Origin of the sequence: Acidovorax sp. M2(2025), from assembly GCF_049330835.1 — a bacterium.
Classification (GTDB): Bacteria; Pseudomonadota; Gammaproteobacteria; order Burkholderiales; family Burkholderiaceae_C; genus Acidovorax.
Map to the genome: position 1 here is coordinate 311,489 of NZ_CP186262.1, position 18,938 is coordinate 330,426.

Annotated in this window: 18 protein-coding genes; 12 read left to right on the plus strand and 6 right to left on the minus strand. The window is 70.6% G+C overall.

From position 1 onward, the window contains the following. Window positions 1-32 precede the first annotated feature (32 nt). Window positions 33-2,126 carry an alpha-1,4-glucan--maltose-1-phosphate maltosyltransferase gene (locus tag ACOYR3_RS01390; RefSeq protein WP_422844750.1) on the minus strand — a complete coding sequence of 698 codons (2,094 nt, stop codon included), beginning with the start codon at window positions 2,124-2,126 and terminating at the stop codon, window positions 33-35. After that, entirely contained in the window at window positions 2,113-4,053 is a 1,941-nt protein-coding gene (glgB, locus tag ACOYR3_RS01395) for a 1,4-alpha-glucan branching protein GlgB (protein WP_422844751.1), read from the minus strand. Before glgB ends, ACOYR3_RS01390 begins: the two co-directional genes overlap by 14 nt. Before the next feature lie 283 nt (window positions 4,054-4,336). Here glgB and ACOYR3_RS01400 point away from each other — a divergent pair, with 283 nt between their 5' ends. The 3 genes from ACOYR3_RS01400 (at window position 4,337) to pssA (ending at window position 7,486) form a co-directional block, all read left to right on the plus strand. Continuing rightward, window positions 4,337-4,573, plus strand: coding sequence for a DUF6139 family protein (locus ACOYR3_RS01400; protein ID WP_422844752.1), 237 nt, complete (start codon window positions 4,337-4,339; stop codon window positions 4,571-4,573). Window positions 4,574-4,659: 86 nt separating this feature from the next. Continuing rightward, window positions 4,660-6,729 (plus strand): acetoacetate--CoA ligase, encoded by a 2,070-nt coding sequence (locus ACOYR3_RS01405; RefSeq protein WP_422844753.1) that lies wholly within the window; start codon window positions 4,660-4,662, stop codon window positions 6,727-6,729. Between the two features lie 130 nt (window positions 6,730-6,859). Further along, window positions 6,860-7,486: a CDP-diacylglycerol--serine O-phosphatidyltransferase gene (gene pssA / locus ACOYR3_RS01410; protein WP_422844754.1), complete on the plus strand. Its 627-nt coding sequence runs from the start codon at window positions 6,860-6,862 to the stop codon at window positions 7,484-7,486. A 71-nt stretch (window positions 7,487-7,557) separates the two neighbouring features. Here the strand turns inward: pssA and ACOYR3_RS01415 are convergent, their stop codons facing one another. Then, window positions 7,558-8,481 carry a DMT family transporter gene (locus ACOYR3_RS01415; RefSeq protein ID WP_422844755.1) on the minus strand — a complete coding sequence of 308 codons (924 nt, stop codon included), beginning with the start codon at window positions 8,479-8,481 and terminating at the stop codon, window positions 7,558-7,560. Between the two features lie 335 nt (window positions 8,482-8,816). On the opposite strand from ACOYR3_RS01415, the gene ACOYR3_RS01420 reads away from it, so the two are divergent. The 7 genes from ACOYR3_RS01420 to yccS all read left to right on the plus strand — a co-directional run bounded on the left by ACOYR3_RS01420 (window position 8,817) and on the right by yccS (window position 15,007). Then, window positions 8,817-9,536 carry a hypothetical protein gene (locus ACOYR3_RS01420; RefSeq protein ID WP_422844756.1) on the plus strand — a complete coding sequence of 240 codons (720 nt, stop codon included), beginning with the start codon at window positions 8,817-8,819 and terminating at the stop codon, window positions 9,534-9,536. A 169-nt stretch (window positions 9,537-9,705) separates the two neighbouring features. Then, on the plus strand, window positions 9,706-10,053 hold the full coding sequence (locus tag ACOYR3_RS01425) for a proteophosphoglycan ppg4 (RefSeq protein WP_422844757.1): 348 nt from the start codon (window positions 9,706-9,708) through the stop codon (window positions 10,051-10,053). Between the two features lie 325 nt (window positions 10,054-10,378). Beyond that, the gene (gene minC / locus ACOYR3_RS01430) at window positions 10,379-11,140 is read left to right on the plus strand and encodes a septum site-determining protein MinC (protein ID WP_422844758.1); all 762 of its coding nucleotides are present in this window, start codon (window positions 10,379-10,381) and stop codon (window positions 11,138-11,140) included. Between the two features lie 47 nt (window positions 11,141-11,187). Beyond that, window positions 11,188-12,003: a septum site-determining protein MinD gene (minD, locus tag ACOYR3_RS01435; RefSeq protein ID WP_422844759.1), complete on the plus strand. Its 816-nt coding sequence runs from the start codon at window positions 11,188-11,190 to the stop codon at window positions 12,001-12,003. A gap of 3 nt (window positions 12,004-12,006) precedes the next feature. After that, the gene (minE, locus tag ACOYR3_RS01440) at window positions 12,007-12,273 is read left to right on the plus strand and encodes a cell division topological specificity factor MinE (protein ID WP_015011987.1); all 267 of its coding nucleotides are present in this window, start codon (window positions 12,007-12,009) and stop codon (window positions 12,271-12,273) included. Between the two features lie 55 nt (window positions 12,274-12,328). Continuing rightward, window positions 12,329-12,721, plus strand: a complete 393-nt coding sequence (locus ACOYR3_RS01445) for a VOC family protein (RefSeq protein ID WP_422844760.1) — start codon at window positions 12,329-12,331, stop codon at window positions 12,719-12,721. Between the two features lie 81 nt (window positions 12,722-12,802). Further along, complete coding sequence (yccS, locus tag ACOYR3_RS01450) at window positions 12,803-15,007, plus strand: YccS family putative transporter (protein ID WP_422844761.1); 2,205 nt, start codon at window positions 12,803-12,805, stop codon at window positions 15,005-15,007. A gap of 28 nt (window positions 15,008-15,035) precedes the next feature. On the opposite strand, the gene ACOYR3_RS01455 is transcribed toward yccS, so the two are convergent. Continuing rightward, complete coding sequence (locus ACOYR3_RS01455; RefSeq protein ID WP_422844762.1) at window positions 15,036-15,557, minus strand: flavin reductase family protein; 522 nt, start codon at window positions 15,555-15,557, stop codon at window positions 15,036-15,038. Window positions 15,558-15,699: 142 nt separating this feature from the next. Between ACOYR3_RS01455 and ACOYR3_RS01460 the strand changes: the two genes are divergently transcribed. Both ACOYR3_RS01460 and ACOYR3_RS01465 read left to right on the plus strand, forming a co-directional pair. Continuing rightward, window positions 15,700-16,488, plus strand: a complete 789-nt coding sequence (locus ACOYR3_RS01460; protein WP_422844763.1) for an alpha/beta fold hydrolase — start codon at window positions 15,700-15,702, stop codon at window positions 16,486-16,488. A gap of 52 nt (window positions 16,489-16,540) precedes the next feature. Further along, the gene (locus tag ACOYR3_RS01465) at window positions 16,541-17,293 is read left to right on the plus strand and encodes a YdcF family protein (RefSeq protein ID WP_422844764.1); all 753 of its coding nucleotides are present in this window, start codon (window positions 16,541-16,543) and stop codon (window positions 17,291-17,293) included. Between the two features lie 53 nt (window positions 17,294-17,346). On the opposite strand, the gene ACOYR3_RS01470 is transcribed toward ACOYR3_RS01465, so the two are convergent. Continuing rightward, a complete protein-coding gene (locus tag ACOYR3_RS01470; RefSeq protein ID WP_422844765.1) occupies window positions 17,347-17,916 on the minus strand; it encodes a flavodoxin family protein in 570 nt (189 codons plus the stop codon). Window positions 17,917-17,972: 56 nt separating this feature from the next. Then, window positions 17,973-18,899, minus strand: coding sequence for a LysR substrate-binding domain-containing protein (locus ACOYR3_RS01475; protein WP_422844766.1), 927 nt, complete (start codon window positions 18,897-18,899; stop codon window positions 17,973-17,975). Window positions 18,900-18,938: the final 39 nt, after the last annotated feature.

The window sequence follows — 18,938 nt, forward strand, 5'->3', positions numbered from 1 at the left end:
CGGTCCCTCGGGCGTTGCTGGTTCTAGGTGGCTTATTCGAAGTGGTCGAAGTCCTGCTCGCGGCGCACGCGCCGCCGCACGGCGAACACGTGGGCCGGCATGCGGTGCGGGTCGAGCTGCACGAAGTGCCAGTCCCCCTGCCACACGAAGCGCTGCTGGCTCAGCAGGTCGTGCATCTGCCACGGGTCGCCTTCGGCGCCCGGGCCGTTGACCCACGCCGCCGCCAGGTTCACCCAGCCCGACTGGGTGTGGTGCGGGTCGAGGTTGACCACCGTCACCACCGTGTTGCGGCCGTCGTCCGAGCGCTTGGCGTAGGCGATGAGCGCCGGGTTGTCCAGCGGCAGGAAGCGCAGCCCCTCGTTGCGGTGCAGGGCCGGGTTGTCGCGGCGGATGCGGTTGACGTGGGCGATGAAGCTGGCGAGGTTGCCGGGGCGGTCCAGGTCCCAGTGGCGGATCTGGTATTTCTCCGAATCCAGGTATTCCTCGCTCCCCGGCTCGCGCGGCAGGTGCTCCATGAGCTCGTACGCGGGCCCGTAGATGCCGTAGCTGGCCGACAGCGTGGCCGCCAGCACCAGGCGCGACATGAACACGGCCGGCTCGCCGCCCTGCAGGTGCTCGTGCAGGATGTCGGGCGTGTTGGGCCACACGTTGGGGCGGAAGTAGTCCCTGCCCGGGCCGTGCGCCAGCTCGGTGAAGTACTCCGCCAGCTCTTCCTTCGTGTTGCGCCAGGTGTAGTAGGTGTACGACTGCGTGAAGCCCCGCTTGGCCAGCCCGTGCATCACCTTGGGCCGGGTGAAGGCCTCGGCCAGGAAGATCACGTCCGGGTGGCTGCGCTGGATCTCGGTGATCACCCACTCCCAGAACGGAAAGGCCTTGGTGTGCGGGTTGTCCACGCGGAAGATGCGCACGCCCTCGCCGATCCAGTGCTCGAAGATGCTCTTGAGCTCGGTCCACAGCCCCTCCCAGTCGTCGCATTCGAAGTGGAAGGGGTAGATGTCCTGGTACTTCTTGGGCGGGTTCTCCGCGTACTGCACCGTGCCGTCGGGCCGCCAGCGGAACCAGTCGGGGTGCTCCTGCACATAGGGGTGGTCGGGCGCGCACTGGAAGGCGATGTCCAGGGCCAGCTCCATCCCGGCGCTGCGGGCCGCGTCCACCAGTGCGCGGAAGTCCTGCGCCGTGCCCAGCTCGGGCAGGATGGCCTTGTGCCCGCCTTCCGCGGCCCCGATGGCCCAGGGGCTGCCCACGTCGCCGGGCGCGGCCACGAGCGCGTTGTTCTTGCCCTTGCGCTGCACCCGGCCGATGGGGTGGATGGGCGGCAGGTACAGCACGTCAAAGCCCATGGCCGCGATGGCCGGCAGGCGCGCCTGCACGTCGCGCAGCGTGCCGTGCGCGCCGGGCGCGGGCCCCGCCGAGCGGGGGAATAGCTCGTACCAGGTGCTGTAGCGCGCGCGCTCCCGGTCGGCCACCAGCGGCAGCTCGACCGGGTAGCGGCAGGCATGGCGGCGATCGGCATAGCGCGCCATGAGGGCGGCCCGGCCTTCGTCCAGCGCCAGTTCCTGCAGCGCCGCGATCTGGGCGGCGGCGGCCGGGCCGTCGCTGTCCGTGTCGGTCTGCGCGCCGGCCTCCAGCGCCTGGGCCCAGGCCGTGAGCGCGGCCCGGTCCTTGCCGGTGGCGCGCTGCGCGGCCGCGGCGATCTCCAGCGCCCCCACGCGCGCGGCCAGGCGGATGTCCCGCGGGTCCACGCGGCGCGCCAGTTCGCGGCGCCACGACAGGAAGGCATCCACCCACGCCGTCACGGTGTAGCGGTAGCGGCCCGGCGTGGGCGGCACGAAGCGGGCCTGCCACTCGTCGTTGCCCAGCGCCTCCATGGCCACCTCGGTGGCCTGCGCGGCGCCTTCTGCGCGCCAGGACAGCACCACGCGCAAGGCATCGTGCCCGTCGGTGAAGCAGTGCGCGGTCACGGTGAAGGCCTCGCCCGCGATGCACTTCACGGCGAAGCGGCCGCCGTCCACGACGGGCAGCACGGTCTCGACCACGGCGCGCACGCGCCCGTCCCCGGACCAGGTGGCGGCCGGGCTGTCGGCGGCGGGTTGCAGCAGCAGGGGGGTGGTGTCAGTCGATGGCATGGTCGGTGGCGGCCCCGGGGGCCGGCGGCAGGGGTTTGAGGACCAGGGTGGACAGCGGCGGCAGCGCCAGGCACAGGGACTGCGTGCAGTGGTGCGACCGCACCGGGCTGGTGTGGGCGCCGCCCAGGTTGCCCCAGCCGGCGCCGCCGAATTCGCGGGCATCGGTGTTCAGGATTTCCTGCCAGTAGCCCGCCTCGGGCACGCCCACCAGGTAGTTCTCGCGCGGCATGGGCGTGAAGTTGCACACCACCAGCACCGGGGCTGCGCCGGCGTGGGCGGCGCGGGGCTTGCGCAGGAAGGCGATCACGCTGTGGGCCGTGTCGTCGGCCTCCACCCAGGCAAAGCCTTCTGCAGAAAAATCCACCTCGTGCAGCGCGGGCTCGTCGCGGTACACGCGGTTGAGCGCCTTCACCAGCTGCTGCAGCCCCTGGTGGCGGCCCCAGTGCAGGCTGCCCCAGTCCAGCTCGCCCTCGTGCGTCCACTCGCTGCGCTGGGCGAACTCGCCGCCCATGAACAGCAGCTTCTTGCCCGGGTGGGTCCACATCAGGCCGAAGAGGGCGCGCAGGTTGGCAAACTGCTGCCAGTCGTCGCCGGGCATCTTGCGGATGAGCGAGCCCTTGCCGTACACCACCTCGTCGTGCGAGAGCGGCAGCACGAAGTTCTCGTTGAACGCATACACCATCGAGAACGTGAGCTTGTGGTGGTGGTAGCGCCGGTGCACCGGGTCTTCCTTCAGGTAGGCCAGGGTGTCGTGCATCCAGCCCATGTTCCACTTCATGCCGAAGCCCAGGCCGTTCATCTCGATGGGGCGCGACACCATGGGCCAGGCGGTGGACTCCTCGGCAATGCTCACGGTGTCGGGGTGGTCGCGGTACAGCGCGCGGTTCAGGTGCCGCAGGAAGTCGATGGCCTCCAGGTTCTCGCGCCCGCCGTGGCGGTTGGGAATCCACTCGCCGTGCTTGCGCGCGTAGTCCAGGTACAGCATGGAGGCCACGGCATCCACGCGCAGGCCGTCCAGGTGGTACTTGTCCAGCCAGAACAGGCCCGAGGACACGAGAAAGCTGCGCACCTCGTGCCGGCCGTAGTTGAAGATGGCCGAGTTCCACTCGGGGTGGTAGCCCTGGCGCGGGTCGGCGTGCTCGTACAGGTGCGTGCCGTCAAAGCCCGCCAGGCCGTGCGCGTCGGTGGGGAAGTGGGAGGGCACCCAGTCCAGCAGCACGCCAATGCCGCGCTGGTGCAGGTGGTCCACGAAGTACATGAAGTCCTGCGGCGTGCCGTAGCGGGCCGTGGGCGCGAAGTAGCCGGTGGTCTGGTAGCCCCAGGAGCCGTAGAACGGGTGCTCGGTGATGGGCATCAGCTCCACGTGGGTGAAGCCCATCTCCACCACGTAGTCGGCCAGCGCGTGGGCCAGCTCGCGGTAGCCCAGGAAGGCCCCGTCGCGCCGCCGCCATGAGCCGGCGTGCACCTCGTAGATGGACATCGGGGCCTCCAGCGCATTGCGCGGGCCGCGGCTGCCCATCCACAGGCTGTCGCCCCAGGCGTAGTCCAGCGACCAGGCGCGCGAGGCGGTGGCGGGGGGCTGCTCGGCATACACCGCGAACGGGTCGGCCTTGTCCAGCCACTGGCCGCTGCGCGTGACGATGCGGAACTTGTAGGCGTCGCCCTGGGCGATGCCGGCCACGGGGCCTTCCCACACGCCGCTGTCGTCGGCGCGCGGGCGCAGCGGATCGGCCTCGCCGTTCCAGCCGTTCCAGTCGCCCAGCACGGAGACCGCCGCCGCGTTGGGCGCCCACACCGCCAGCCAGGCGCCGCGGCCGCCGGGCTCCAGGTGGCATCCCAGGGCCTGGTAGAGCCGCGCATGGGTCCCCTCCCGGAAAAGATAGGCATCGTGCGCGGTGAAGGGGGACGGGGGGGGCGGTGCCTGCACGGGGTGGGTTTCCTTCTCGCGGGTGGTCGGGCCTGCCGAGCGAACGCCTGCGAAGCAGGGGGCGGCGGCACTGCCGTCCATTGGCCCACAGCCGGGCCGCTGCCACCGCCCGGCAGCGGCGCAACGGTTTGCAAGACAAGGCCTTGCCGGCCTGTCGGACGGGTCCTGCACCGGCCCGGGCGCGGGGCGCCGGTCGTGCCCTTTTCCTACGCACCTGCCGGCCGGGTTGGGGTAAGGTGCGTTGCTCAAGCATTTCCTCCATCCGCTACCAAAGGAAGCACCCATGCGCGTGGACATCTACCGCCGCCCCGAAGCCGAGGGCAAGTTTTCGCATCTCGCCGTGCCCGAGGGCCGGCCCATTCCCCAGGAGGCCATCAATACCGACTGGGAGAGCGAAGCCTCCGGCCGGGAGCTGGACGAGGACCGCGAGCGCTGGGAGGACTACGGCATCGAGCGCCCGGGGCAGCAAATGCGCGAGAAGGGCTATGCGATCACCAGCCTGCACAAGATGACCGATTGAGGGCGTGGTGCAGGGCGCGGATGCCCTGTCAATTCCGCGACTGGACGGCTGGCTCCGTGGGCGGTGCGCTGGTACCCTGCGTCGCCATGGAGACAAAACACACCACCCCGCCCTACATCCCCCAGATCCGCCTGTACCAGGACTGGCTGCGCGACCAGCGCGGCCTGCAGTTCGGCAGCTACGACGCGCTGTGGCGCTGGTCCGTGACCGAGCTGGACGCCTTCTGGCAGAGCGTGTGGGACTACTTCGACCTGCAGTCGCCCACGCCGCACACGGCGGTGCTGGCGAAGAACACCATGCCCGGCGCGCAGTGGTTTCCCGGCGCGCAGGTGAACTACGCGCGCCAGGTGCTGCGGCACGTGGAGCCGGCCGATGCCGCGGGCCTGCCCGCCATCATCAGCCGCAACGAAAAAGGCCAGCACCGCGAGATGGGCTGGCCCGAGCTGCGCCGCCAGGTGGCGGCGCTCGCGCTGCACCTGCAGGCCCAGGGCGTGCAGCCCGGCGACCGCGTGGCTGCCTACCTGCCCAACGTGCCCGAGGCCATGGTCGCCTTCCTGGCCACGGTGAGCATCGGCGGCGTGTGGAGCATCTGCGCCCCCGACATGGGCACGCACGCGGTGCTCGACCGCTTCCGCCAGATCGAGCCCAAGGTGCTCATCAGCGTGGACGGTGTGACCTACGGCGGCCGCGACCTGGACCGCACCGGCGTGCTGGCCGAACTGCGCGCCGCCCTGCCCAGCGTGCAGCACGTGGTGCTGCTGGGCAATCTGGATGCTACTGTTTCGATAGCTGGTTGCGCAAGCTGGACAAGCGCTACCGGCAAAAACAATGCCGATACTGCGGCGTTTGAGCCGATGTGGCTGCCCTTTGACCACCCGCTGTGGATCGTCTACTCCAGCGGCACCACCGGCCTGCCCAAGCCCATCGTGCACGGCCACGGCGGCAGCATGCTGGTGGCGCTTCAGCTCAAGGTGCTGCACAACGACATCGGCTGCAGCTACGAGGCCAACAGCCTGGGCGAGCGCTACCACTGGTACAGCTCCACCGGCTGGGTGATGTGGAACGCGCAGATGAGCGGCCTGCTCTCGGGCACCACCTGCGTCATCTACGACGGCAACCCCGGCGGCAGCAAGGAGCACCCCGACTGGGGCGTGCTGTGGCGCTTCGCGGTGGAAACCGGGGTGACCTTCTTCGGCGCGGGCGCGGCCTTCTTTGCCAACTGCATGAAGGCGGGCATCACCCTCAGCGCCTTTGGCGACCTGAGCCGCATCCGCGCCCTGGGCACCACCGGCTCGCCGCTGGCGCCCGAGGTGCAGCAGTGGGGCACGGCGCAGTTCGAGGCCATCGGCACGCCGGACATCTGGTGGGACAACATCTCCGGCGGCACCGACTTTTGCGGCGCCTTCATCGGCGGCAACCGCGAGCTGCCCCAGGTGCCCGGCGAGATGCAGTGCCGCATGCTGGGCGCGGCCGTGGAGTCGTGGGACGCCGAAGGCCGCCCCGTGCAGGACGCCGTGGGCGAGCTGGTGTGCGTGCAACCCATTCCGTCGATGCCGCTGTACCTGTGGGGCGACAAGGACGGTTCGCGCTACCTGTCGAGCTACTTCGACATGTACCCGCCCGGCCACGGCCGCCAGCCCGGCGGCGGCGACGGCCCGGCCGACCTGGGGCCGGTGTGGCGGCATGGCGACTGGCTCAAGATCGGCGCCAACGGCGGCTGCATCATCTACGGCCGCAGCGACGCCACCATCAACCGCCACGGCTTGCGCATGGGCACCAGCGAGATCTACAGCGCGGTCGAATCCTTGCCCGAGGTGCTGGACAGCCTGGTGGTGGACCTGGAGTACCTGGGCCGCGACAGCTACATGCCCCTGTTCGTGGTGCTGCGCCCCGGCCATGCGCTGGACGAGGCGCTGCGCGCGCGCATCAACACGGCCATCCGCACGGCGCTCAGCCCGCGGTTCGTGCCCGACGACATCCTCGTGGTCGCGGAGGTGCCGCGCACCCTGAGCGGCAAGAAGCAGGAGCTGCCCATCAAGAAGCTGCTGCTGGGCCAGCCGCTGGAAAAGGTGGTCAACAAGGACGCCATGGCCAACCCCGGCTGCCTGGACTGGTACGTGGCCTTCGCGCGCGAGCGCGCCCAGGCAGCCGCCTGAGCCCGCCGCCAACAAACGGCCCCCGCTGACATACGCGAAGCGCGCCGGCGGTCACCCTACGGGGATGCCCGCCAGCGTGCGGGCCGCCATAATGCGCACCCCGCCCGAGCGCCGCAGGAGAGTTTTGCCCATGACCACCCCCTCCCACCCCAAACGCTTCTCGATGATCCGCGAGTTCCACCTGGCGGACTGGTTCACGCTGGGCAACGCCGTGTGCGGCGTGGGGGCGCTGTTCTCGTCCATGACCTACCTGGAGACGAACGATGTGCGCCATGTGTACTTTGCCGCCGCCCTGGTGCTGGCCGCGCTGATCTTCGACGTGCTGGACGGCCGCATTGCCCGCTGGCGCCAGAAAAGCTCGGCCATGGGCCGCGAGCTGGATTCGCTGGCGGACGTGATCTCGTTCGGCGTGGCGCCGGCCATCATCGCCTACGGCTGCGGCATGCAGGGGCTGTACGACCGCATCGTGCTGGCCTACTTCGTGGCCTGCGGCGTGTCGCGCCTGGCGCGCTACAACGTCACGGCCGAAACGCTGTCGGGCGACGATGGCAAGGTGAAGTACTTCGAGGGCACGCCCATCCCCACCTCCATCGTGCTCGTGGCCCTGCTGGCGCTGGCCGCCTGGATGGGCGCTGTGCGCGAGCACCTGTGGTTCGGCAAGGTGCTGGTCGGCGGCTTCACGCTGCACCCGCTGGTGCTGCTGTTCGCGGCGTCGGGGTCGCTGATGATCAGCCGCATCAAGATCCCCAAGCTCTGAAATGCTCCTGAAAAGATAGCTGCAAGCGCGCGTCCACAGGGCGCTGGAGGGCAATTTCGCTGTTGTGGGCCTCAGGCAGCAGCGGGTTTGCGGTTCACCACCACGATGCCCGCCGCCACCAGCACCAGCGCGGCCACCAGTCCGGCCGTGATCGGCTCGCCCAGCCACCAGGCGCCAAACAGCAGGGCGAACACCGGCGTCAGGAACACGAACACCGAAATCCGCGTGGCCGGGTAGTGCGCCAGCATCCACATCCACGCCAGGTAGCTCACGAACGCGCCCACCAGCGCCTGGGCCAGCAGCGAGCCCCAGGCGAACGCGCTGAACTGCCACGCCCAGGCTTCCCCCAGCAGCAGCGACAGCACGGGCAGCACGGCCGTGCTCACGCCCACCTGGTAGAACAGCTGCTTGGCGGGCGCCACGCGCGCCAGCGCCGTGGAGCGGATGACCATGGTGGTCAGCGCCCACATCAGCCCCGCCGCGAGCCCCAGCAGGTCCCCCACCCACGCGCGGGGCAGGGCGGCATTGGCCGGGCCCAGCAGCCCGTCGCCCAGCGCCAGCCCCACGCCCACGAAGGCTGCCGCCAGCCCCAGCCACTGGCCGCCCTGCAGCCGCTCGCCCGGAATGAAGCGCGGCAGCAGCAGCGCCACCCAGAAGGGCGATGCGTACAGGAACACGGTGAGCCGGGACGCACTGGTGTACTGCAGCCCCAGGTAGATGCAGGCAAACTCTGCCGCAAACAGCGCGCCAGCCAGCAGCCCGGCGCGCCCGGCCCCGGCGGGCTCGCCCGCACCCGACAGGCGCACCCCGCGCACGAGGCACCATGCGGCAATGGCCGCCGTCGCCAGCGCAAAGCGCACAAAGGCCTGGAACACAGGCGCGACCTCGGCCACCGTGGCCTTGACCAGCACCTGCTGGAATCCCCAGAACATGCAGCACGCCAGCAGCAGCGAGACGGCCAGGGTGTCGAGATGGGGTTTGCGGGTGGAAACCATGGGGGGCATGCGGAGGGTTCTGCCGATCAGGCGCAACGCCAAGGAGCGCGGGCGCGCGCAAGCGTCGGAATCATCGGAGCGAAGGCGTTCGACATCATTTTTCTCTTTGTTCCAGAATGGTCACGCCAGCGCCGTCACGGGCCCTGCGCCATGGGGATCCGGAGTCTGGGGCGGCGGGCCATTACACCATCCATGGCCTGACGGCCGGTGTCGGCGCTGTCCTACAGGCAGGGTCGCTGCAGCGTACGCGGACCCGCCGCGCCCGTGGCTAAGGTGATGGGGTGGTGCTGCATGCGGACGCGCGGCACGGGGCCACGCACGCAGGAGGAACACCCATGCATTCATGCTTCTCGATCGCCAAGGCACCTCCGCGGTCGCCAGGGCCTCGCCCGCGCCGCGCGCTGGCGGGGGCCGCCGCGCTGGCGCTGTGGGGACTGGCGCTGCTGCCCGGTCCCTGCGGGGCGGCGTCGCCCGCACCGCGCGTGGCGCAGTGGGGTGGCGAGCCGGCCTCGGCGGACGCGCGCCTGGTGGCCGACTGGGCGTTTGGGTCCGGAGACCACCGCAACCTCGCGGTCGTGGTGGTCGACAAGAAAGACGCCAAGGTCTACGTGTTCGACCGCGAGGGGCGCCTCCTGAGCGTGGCGCCTGCGCTGCTGGGCTCGGCCGTGGGCGACCACACGGTGCCCGGCATTGGGGACAAGCCCCTGTCCCAGGTGCTGCCCGCCGAGCGCACGACGCCGGCGGGCCGCTTTGTCGCCGAGCCCGGCATCAATGCCAGCGGCGAGGACGTGGTGTGGGTGGACTACGACGCTGCCGTGTCCATGCACCGCGTGCGGGCGAAGGTGAAGTCCGAGCGGCGGCTGGAGCGGCTCGCGTCCAGGACGCCCGCAGACAACCGCATCTCCTTTGGCTGCATCAACCTGCCTGTTCCGTTCTATGAAAAGGTGCTGAGCCCCGCCGTGCGGAACACCGGCGCCGTGGTGTACGTGCTGCCCGAGACGCAGCCGGCCGCGCAATTCTTCGGCATCCAGGGGCATGCCGGTGCGTCCCGCTAGCTACCGGGGAGCCCGCTGCGCGGTGGATTCGCGCTGCCACGGCCGGCCCTGTCCGACACGCGCTGCGGCCCGGGGCTGACGCCGCGGCCCCCGCAAGGCCCTAGCGTGGAGGCAGCTGGCGATGCCGCTGGCGAACTTTGTTTTTCACCGATACCAAAGGAGCTGCGAAATGACTGCATCGAACCTACTGAAGAGCCTGCTCACGGGGGTGGCCACCCTGGCCCTGGCGGGCGCCGCCGTGGCCCAGGGCACGCCGCCCACCACCGCTTCGCCGAACGCGGCCACGGGCGCGGGGCAGCAAAGCACGCAAAACACGCCCATGGGCGCCACCGGCACGCCGGGTGCCAACACCGGCACCGGCACCGGCGCCACGGGCGGCACGGGGTCGGCGGGCAATACCGGGATGGGTGCCTCGGGCTCGGGCAGTGCAGCGGCCTCTTCCATGGGCTCGGGCAGTTCCACGGACAGCGGCAGCATGTCCGGCAGCGCGCGCCCCGCGCGCGCCGACCGCAACTGAGCCACCGCGCGACGCGCCACCAGCCCGGCGGGCCTGCCCGCCGGGCTTTTTTGCGTCCGCGGCGGGCAGGCGGCGTCTTGGAACAGGCGCTTGGGATGCTCTGCACGAATCGAGCGGCAAGTGGGCGCTGCGGATCGGGATGGGCTGCAAGGCGCAAAGCGCAGCAATAGCCGGGCTATTGCGAGCATTTGCAACGCAGCAGACCGCCCGAGCCCGCAGATGCACACGGCGTGACGATTCGTGCAGAGCATCCCTGGCCCAGGGCCACGGTACACTTTGCGCCTCCTGCAACCGGTTCCCGCGCTTCAATCCCCCTCCTGCATCCATGGCCCTTACCACGGCGGCCCAGGCCCGCACCAGCTTTGACCTCAAGAGCGCCTCGCTGCCCGTGGTGGCTGTGCTGCTCAAGACCACCGACGCCGCGCAGTTCGCGGCCGATCTGGCCGAGCGGGTGGCCGATGCCCCGGGCTTTTTTGACAACGACCCGGTGCTGATCGACCTGGCGCCGGTGCGCGATGCCGAGGCGGCCATCGACTTTGCGGCCCTGGTGGCCGAGCTGCGCCGCCACAGCACCCTGCCGGTGGCCGTGCGCGGCGGCAATGCTGCGCAGATGGAAGCCGCCCGCGCCGCCGGCCTGGCCGCGGCGCCCGATGCGCCCCCCGTGCGCGCCGAGGCTCCCGCGCCCGAGGTGCGCGAGGTGGTCCGTGAAGTGGTGCGCGAGGTCGAGGTCGTGCGCGAGGTGCCGGTGGCCGGCCCCGGCACCGTGGTGGTGGACAAGCCGCTGCGCTCCGGCCAGCAGGTCTATGCACGCGGCGCCGACCTGGTCGTGATGGCCGTGGTGAGCTTTGGCGCCGAGGTGATTGCCGACGGCAACATCCACGTCTATGCCCCGCTGCGCGGCCGTGCCATTGCCGGCGCGCGCGGCAACACCGAAGCCCGCATTTTTTCCACCTGCCTGGAGCCCCAGCTGGTCTCCATTGCAGGCATCTACCGCACGACCGAGACGGAACTGCCCGACAACGTGCGCGGCAAGCCCGCCCAGGTGCGCCTGGAAGGCGAGAAGCTCCTGATCGAGCCGCTGGCCTGACACCGCACCTCCCCATTCGTTTCAACCCCACTGAGAACTAGCAACACATGGCCAAAATCGTCGTCGTGACCTCCGGCAAGGGTGGCGTAGGCAAGACCACCACCAGCGCCAGCTTTGCCTCCGGCCTCGCCCTGCGCGGCCACAAGACCGCCGTGATCGACTTTGACGTCGGCCTGCGGAACCTGGACCTCATCATGGGCTGCGAGCGCCGCGTGGTGTATGACCTCATCAACGTGATCCACGGCGAGGCCAACCTGAACCAGGCCCTCATCAAGGACAAGCAGTGCGACAACCTGTTCGTGCTGGCCGCCAGCCAGACCCGCGACAAGGACGCGCTCACGCAGGACGGCGTGGAAAAGGTGCTCAAGGACCTGGCCGCGATGGACTTCGAGTACATCGTCTGCGACTCGCCCGCCGGCATCGAAAGCGGCGCCCTCATGGCCATGCACTTCGCCGACGAGGCCCTGGTGGTGACCAACCCCGAGGTGTCCAGCGTGCGCGACTCCGACCGCATCCTGGGCATGCTGGGCAGCAAGACCAAGCGCGCCATCGAGGGCGGCGAGCCCATCAAGGAGCACCTGCTCATCACGCGCTACAACCCCAGCCGTGTGGAAGACGGCCAGATGCTCAGCCTGGAGGACATCCAGGACATCCTGCGCATCAAGCTGATCGGCGTCATCCCCGAGTCGGAAGTGGTGCTGCAGTCGTCCAACCAGGGCACGCCCGCCATCCACGCCCAGGGCTCGGACGTGAGCGAGGCCTACAAGGACGTGATCGCGCGCTTCCTGGGCGAGGACAAACCCCTGCGCTTCATCGATGCCGAGAAGCCCGGCTTCTTCAAGCGCCTTTTCGGGAGCAAGTGACCCATGGCCTCTTTCCTGTCCTTCCTGCTGGGAGAAAAAAAGAAGACCGCCAGCGTTGCCAAGGAGCGCCTGCAGATCATCCTGGCGCACGAGCGCAACGGTCGCAACGCCTCCGAGCCCGATTACCTGCCGGCCCTGCAGCGCGAGCTGGTGGCCGTGATTTCCAAGTACGTGAAGATCAACCCCGACGACCTCAAGGTGCACCTGGAGCGCCAGGACAACCTGGAGGTGCTGGAGGTGAAGATCGAACTGCCCGACACCGTGCGCTGACCTGCCGGCCCATCCCGGCCCATTCCGGCGCCGTACCCAGCCAGGAGGCACGACCATGTTGTCCCATGTGTTTGTCGGCGTGAACGACTTCGACCGTGCGATGGCGTTCTACACCCCGGTGATGGCCCGCCTGGGCCTGGCGCTGCGTTTCACCGAGGCCCAGCGGCCCTGGGCCGGGTGGCAGCAGCCCGGGGTTGCGCGCCCGCTGTTTCTGGTCGGGCGGCCTTATGATCGCCAGCCCGCCACGCCTGGCAACGGCGCCATGAACGCGCTGCTGGCCGCCGACCGCGCCACGGTGGACGCCGTCCACGCCCTGGCGCTGGGCCACGGCGGCACCTGCGAGGGCCCCCCGGGCCTGCGCCCCGAATACCACCCCCACTACTACGGCGCCTATTTCCGCGACCCCGAGGGCAACAAGCTCTGCGTGTGCTGCCACGAACCGGCCTGAGCGGTGGCGCACGCCCGCGCCGGCCCACTACGGCCCGATAATTGCTTTGATATCAGGGTTAACCCTGAACAAGGCTTGGTGGTGGAAACAAACTGGAAACTCAGCTGGCAGCAGGCGCGCAACCACGAGGGCGTGACCCGCGGCGCCCGGGCCTTTCTGGCGCTGGCGGCGGTGCTGGCGTGGGGCTGGTGGTCGGGCTGGCAGGCGCAGCTCATGCCGGTGCTGCTGGGCGTCATCGCCAGCGCGCTGACCGAAACGGATGACAGCTGGCGCGGGCGGCTGCGCGCGCAGGGCCTGGCGCTCGTGTGTTTCAGCTTCATGGCATGGGCCGTCTGGGCGACCATGGCCTCGCCCTGGCTGCTCGTGGCCGTCCTGGCGGTGTCGGCCTTTGCCATCACCATGCTGGGCGCGCTGAGCGAGCGCTACCGAGCCATCGCCTTCGGTTCCCTGGTGCTTTTCATCTACGCGGGGCTGGCCACGCACAGCAGCCGCGACGCGGCGCAGCAGTCCCTTCCGCTGATGCTGGCCGGCGCGGTCTGGTACGGCGTGGTCTCGGTGGGCTGGACGGCCGCCCTGCCGCGCGCCCCGGTGCGCGACCGCCTGGCCAAGCTGTACGCCCTGCTGGGCGAATACCTGCGCCTGAAGGCCCTGTTGCTGGAGCCCGTGCGCGACGTCGACCTGGAGCGCCGCCGCATGGCGCTGGCACTGCACAACGGGCGGGTGGTCGACGCGCTCAATGCCACCAAGGAAAGCCTGATCAGCCGCATGGGGCGGGGCACACCGCCGCTGTGGCTGCGCACCGCCATGCACCAGTACCTGGCGGCGCAGGACGTGCATGAGCGCGTGAGTTCCTCGCACGAGCACTACGACCTGCTGGCCCAGGCGTTTTTCCACAGCGACGTGCTCTACCGCTGCCAGCGCGTGCTCACGCTGCTGGGGGAGCAGGCCCTCAAGCTGTCGCAGGCGATCGGTACGCAGTCCGAACCGCAGCACTGGGGCGCGACGGCGCGTGCCATCGAAGACATGCAGGCCGCGATGGCCCACCTTGCGGCGACGGAGGACGGTGCGGCGCCCCAGGCCGTGCAGGGCCGCGCCCTGCGGTCGCTGCAGGCGCTGGGCGACAACCTCACGGCGCTGGCGAGCGTATTTGCGGGCGCCCTGGCCCTGCCGCCCCACGCGCCCGCGGACAGTCCGGATTGCACGCTGCTGGACCGCGAGCCCCGCAGCCTGGCCGATGCGTGGGGGCGCGTGCGCGCGCACGCGCGGCTCGCATCGCCGTGGCTGCGCCACAGCCTGCGGCTGAGCGTCTCGCTGGTCGCGGGGTTCTGCGTCATGCAGGCCACGGCCGATCCGCGCGGGTTCTGGATCCTGCTGACCATCGTGTTCGTGAGCCAGCCGCACTACGCCGCCACGCAAGCGCGGCTGATGCAGCGCGCCAAGGGCACGGCCCTGGGCCTGGCCCTGGGCTGGGCCGTGATCCAGTTGTTGCCCGATGCCCGCGTGCAGGCCACCCTGCTGGTGCTGGGCGGCGCCGTGTTCTTCGGTGCGCGCCACACCCGCTACACCCTGGCGACGGCCGCCGTGACCACGCTGCTGCTGCTGAGCTTTCACCAGCTGGGCACCACCAGCGGCGTGATTTCCGCGCGCCTGTTCGACACCGTGGTGGGGTGCCTGATCGCCGCCGTGGCCTCCTGGACGGTCCTGCCGTACTGGCAGTCACGCCACTGGCCGCAGCTGGCGGCCCAGGTGCTGCAGACGCAAGCCGTGTACCTGCGCGAGATCCTGGCCCAGTACCAGGGCGGCAAGTGCGACCACCTGGCCTACCGCCTGGCGCGCCGCAACGCCCACAACGCGGACGCGGCGCTCTCCAACGCCTACAGCGCCATGCTGCAGGAGCCGGCGCGCGTGCGCGACCATGTGGACGTGGCGGCCCGCTTTCTGTGCCTGTCGCACACGCAGCTCAACTACCTGTCCGCCCTCGGGGCGCAGCGCGGCGGCGCGGCCGCCCGGCCGATGGACGAGGGCACGCAGGCGCTGGCGCAGACGCTGCTGGTGTCGCTCCAGCAACTGGCGGGGGAACTCGAGCGCATCCAGCGGGTGCCGGCCTCCCGGCGACGGCGCGCTGCGGCCCACGCTGCCCCGGCCGTGGCCGAGCTGGCGCGCGAATGGGGCACCGCCGCGCCCCAGGCCGCCGGTCCGCACAGCCTGATGGCGGCACAGCTGCAGCTGGTGGGCAAGGTGTTCCCGCAGCTGCAGGACCAGGCCCGCCAGCTCGCGCAGCCCTGAGCCTGCTCAGGAGATCCGGCCCCGCCGGCTACAGCGGGTGCTCGGTGTAGAACTTGCCGCCGTGGTAGAGCAGGGGCGACACGCCCTCGCGGTGTTCGCAGCGCTCCACCTCGCCCACGAAGATGGTGTGGTCGCCTTCCTGGTACTGGCTGCGGTTGAAGCACTCGAACGTGGCAGCTGCGCCCGCCAGCAGCGGGGCGCCACTGACGCCAGGGCGGTGTTCCAGCCCCGCCCAGCGGTCGATGCCCCGCGTGGCAAAGCGCTCGGCCAGGCCCTTCTGGTCCGCGGCGAGCACATGGATGGCGTAGTGCGAGCCATCGGCGAAGGTGGGCAGGGTGCTGGCGCCGTGGGACAGGCTCCAGAGCACGAGCGGGGGCTCCAGCGAGACCGAGTTGAAGGAGCTGGCCGTCAGCCCCACCAGGCGCCCGTCCGCCGTGCGGGCGGTGACGATGGTCACGCCCGTGGCAAACATCCCCAGCGCGTCGCGGAACTCGCGGGTGGAGAAACTGGGCGGCAGGGCCAGGACGGGGCGGTGGGTGGGACGGTTCACAAAAAGGCACGCGGCGCGCGCAGCGGCGGCAGGAAGGGATGCAACTATTATCGGGCGCCCCCCGCCTTTGCGCTGCCGAGGGGTTTCAGGCGCGATGTGTTCTGAAGGCGGCGTCCCCTTACCTCCACTGCTGGTTCCTTGCATGGCCCTTCTCCCCACATTCACGACCCTCGGATCGGGCCCCACCGTGCTCATGCTGCACGACGCCGACGGCGACCACCTCACGTTTGCGCCCCAGGTGGAGACGCTGGCCAGCGCAGGGTACCGGGCCGTGGCCTGGGACATGCCGGGCTACGGCCGCAGTGCCCCCATCGAGCCCTACACCTTCAAGGCGCTGGCGGAAAGCTGCCTGGCGCTGGCCGATGCGCTGCAGGCCGGACCGGTGGCGCTGGTGGGGCATGGCATGGGCGCGATGGTGGCTCTGGAGGCTGCGGTGCGCAGGCCCGCGCAGGTGCGGCGGCTGGTGCTGTGCGCCGGCGGGCCCGCCCTGGACGCGCAGGCGGCCGAAGACTGGGTGGCGCCCCGGCTGCAAGCCCTGCAGGCGCTGGAGGCGGGCGGCGGCATGCAGCAGCTGGCCGAAACCCTGGTGCCGCGCTTCATCGGCACGGGAGCCCTGCCGGAAGGCGTGCGGCTGGCCAGCCACGCACTGTCGCAGGTGTACCCGGGCGCCTACCGGCGCGCCCTGGAGGCGCTGACCTCGTTCGACCGCGGGGCTGCGGTGCTGGCGCGACTGCATGTGCCCACGCTGCTGGTGGGCGGCGACGGCGACCGCTGCACGCCGCCGGCCGCATTGCAGGCCCTGGCCCAGGTGCTGCCGGATGCGGAATACCTGCGCCTGCCGCACGTCGGCCACTGGCCTCAGCTGGAAGACCCCGACAGCTTTGACGCCGCGCTGCTGGAGTTCCTGGCCCGTCCGCGGGTGCTGCACTGATCTGTTTCCCACCTCCCCCGGAGCGCGCGCTCCCCGTTTGGCTCGTTCCTGTATGTGGTTTGTCGTCAAGAAGACCGTCTCCGCGCTGCTGATGCCGCCGGTGCTCAGCATCCTGCTCGCGCTTGTCGGCCTGTGGATCGCGCGGCGTTACCGGCGCACGGGCTTGTCCATGGCGGTGCTGTCGCTGCTGTCCGTGCTGGTGCTGTCGTGGCCGCCGGTTTCGGACGCCCTGGTGCGCAGCCTGGAGCGCTACCCGCCCATCACGCCCGAGCAGCTGGCCCGGGCCCAGGCCATCGTGGTGCTGGGGGGCGGGCCCGATTCCCTGGCGCCCGAGAACGGCCCCGACCTCCTGGCCCGGGGTGCGCGGGAACGGCTGCGGTATGCCGTGGCCTTGCAGCGGCAAACCGGCCTGCCGCTGCTGGCCACGGGCGGTGCGCTGGGGGGCGCCCGCCCCGAGGCGCTGGCCATGAAGGACGTGGCCGAGCGCGAGCTGCGCGGGCGCGTGCGGTGGACGGAAGTCCAGGCGCTGGACACGCAAGGCAATGCGGCGCTGTCCGCGCCCGTGCTGCAAGCCGCCGGCGTCCAACGCATCGCCCTGGTCACCCACGGCTGGCACATGGTGCGCGCCGCCCACCTGTTCCGCCGGCAGGGCCTTGAGGTCTATCCCGCGCCGATGGGCTTTGTGCCCCCGGCCGGTTCCCGGCTGCAGCGCTTGCTGCCGCGCGCATCGGCCCTGGTCGACAGCAGCCTGGCGCTGCACGAATGGCTGGGCATTCTTGTGTTGCGTGGCGCCAGGGCGTTCTAAGGATCCTCGCCACGAATCGTCGCGCCGCGTGCCTCTCGGGCTCGCCGGGCCGGTCAGCGGGGAGGGAGCAGAAAGCTGCTGGCCGCCTCCAACGCTGGTGTGTCCGCCTGCACGGCGCCGGGCGCGCCGCCCTTGCCCCAGAGGGCTCCGCCCCACCGCATGGCCAGGAACTGCGCGCACAGCGCCACGGAGTCGATCATGGGCTGGGCCTTGGCGCGGTCGCCGCTGGTGGTGATGAGCGACAGCGTCTTGGCACCCATCTGTTCCTTGAACGCCAGGCCGGGCACCCGCAGCCAGGCGCTCCAGTGGTCCAGGTAGGTTTTCAGGGGCGCGGGAAGGCTGTACCAGTAGACCGGCGAGACGAAGACGATGTGCGTGGCCGCCAGCGTGGTGTCCAGCAGGGTCTTCAGATCCCCTTCGGGCGGTGCATAGGTGCCCGTGGTGTGGCGCCGGTCGACAAAGGGCGGCAGCTGCATCTGCGCCAGGGAGTGCCAGGTCTGCGGGGTGCCGGCCGGCAGCGCAGCAGCGGCCTGGCGTGCCAGCCATTCCGTGTTGCCGGTGTGGCCCGGTTCACGGGTGGACGTGGTGAGAAAGAGGTAGTGTGCGGCGGTGGATGGGGTCATGGCGCCATCGTAGCGCTGCCCCGGTAGGGCCGCGGGGCGTGCGTGGGCGGGGCGGTTCAAGCGGCCACCTGGCCCAGCAGCCAGGCTTTCACCCCCGCAACGACCTCGGGCGCGCGCTGCTTGCGGGGCGACACCAGGTAGTAGCCCGCGCCCGTGTGGACTTCTTCGTCCCACACCTTGGCCAGCCGGCCGGCGCAAAGGTCTGGGGCGACAAACTCCTTTTGCACCAAGGCGACGCCCTGGCCGGTCAGGGCGGCATCGATCGCGAGGGTGGTCTGGTTGAACCAGAGGGCTGGCGGCGGCGCAGCTCCGGGGGCCGGCACCTGGCCCTGCGCGTGCGGTGGCGCTGCAGCGTGGGTCAGGCGGCCGAGGTAGTCGGCCCAGGCGGACTGCGAGTCGTGCAGCAGCACGTAGCGGCCCAGGTCGGCGACCGTCTGGGCCGGGCCGCAGCTGTGCAGCAGCTGCGGACTGGCGACGGCCACCAAGCACTCCTCGAACAGGAGGTCCGCCACCAGGCCCGGACCGAAGGGCGGGCGGCCATAGCGGACGGCCAGGTCGATGGCTTCGGTGTGGAAGTGCGACAGCCGTTCCGTGGCCAGGATGCGCAGGTCGGTGCCGGGGTGCAGCCGCGTGTAGTCGGCCAGCCGGGGGATGAGCCATTTGGTGGCAAAGGTGGGCGTAACGCTGACGGTGGCGTGCTGGGGCTCGGGCCGCAGGCTCCGGGTGGCTTCGGCCAGCAGGTCGAACGAGCGCCGCACGCCGATGGCATAGCGCTGGCCGTTGTGCGTGAGCGCCAGCGTGCGTGGGTGCCGCTCGAACAGCTTCAGCCCCAGCTCGGCCTCCAGCGCCCGGATCTGCTGGGCCACGGCGCCCTGGGTCACCCCCAGTTCCAGGCCCGCCAGCCGAAAGTTGAGATGGCGGCTTGCCGCCTCGAATGCGCGCAGGGCGTTCAGGGAGGGCAGGCGATCAAGGGAGGGACTCATGGGTGTAGATTTTCTACTGAATAGGAGCACGAAGTCTGC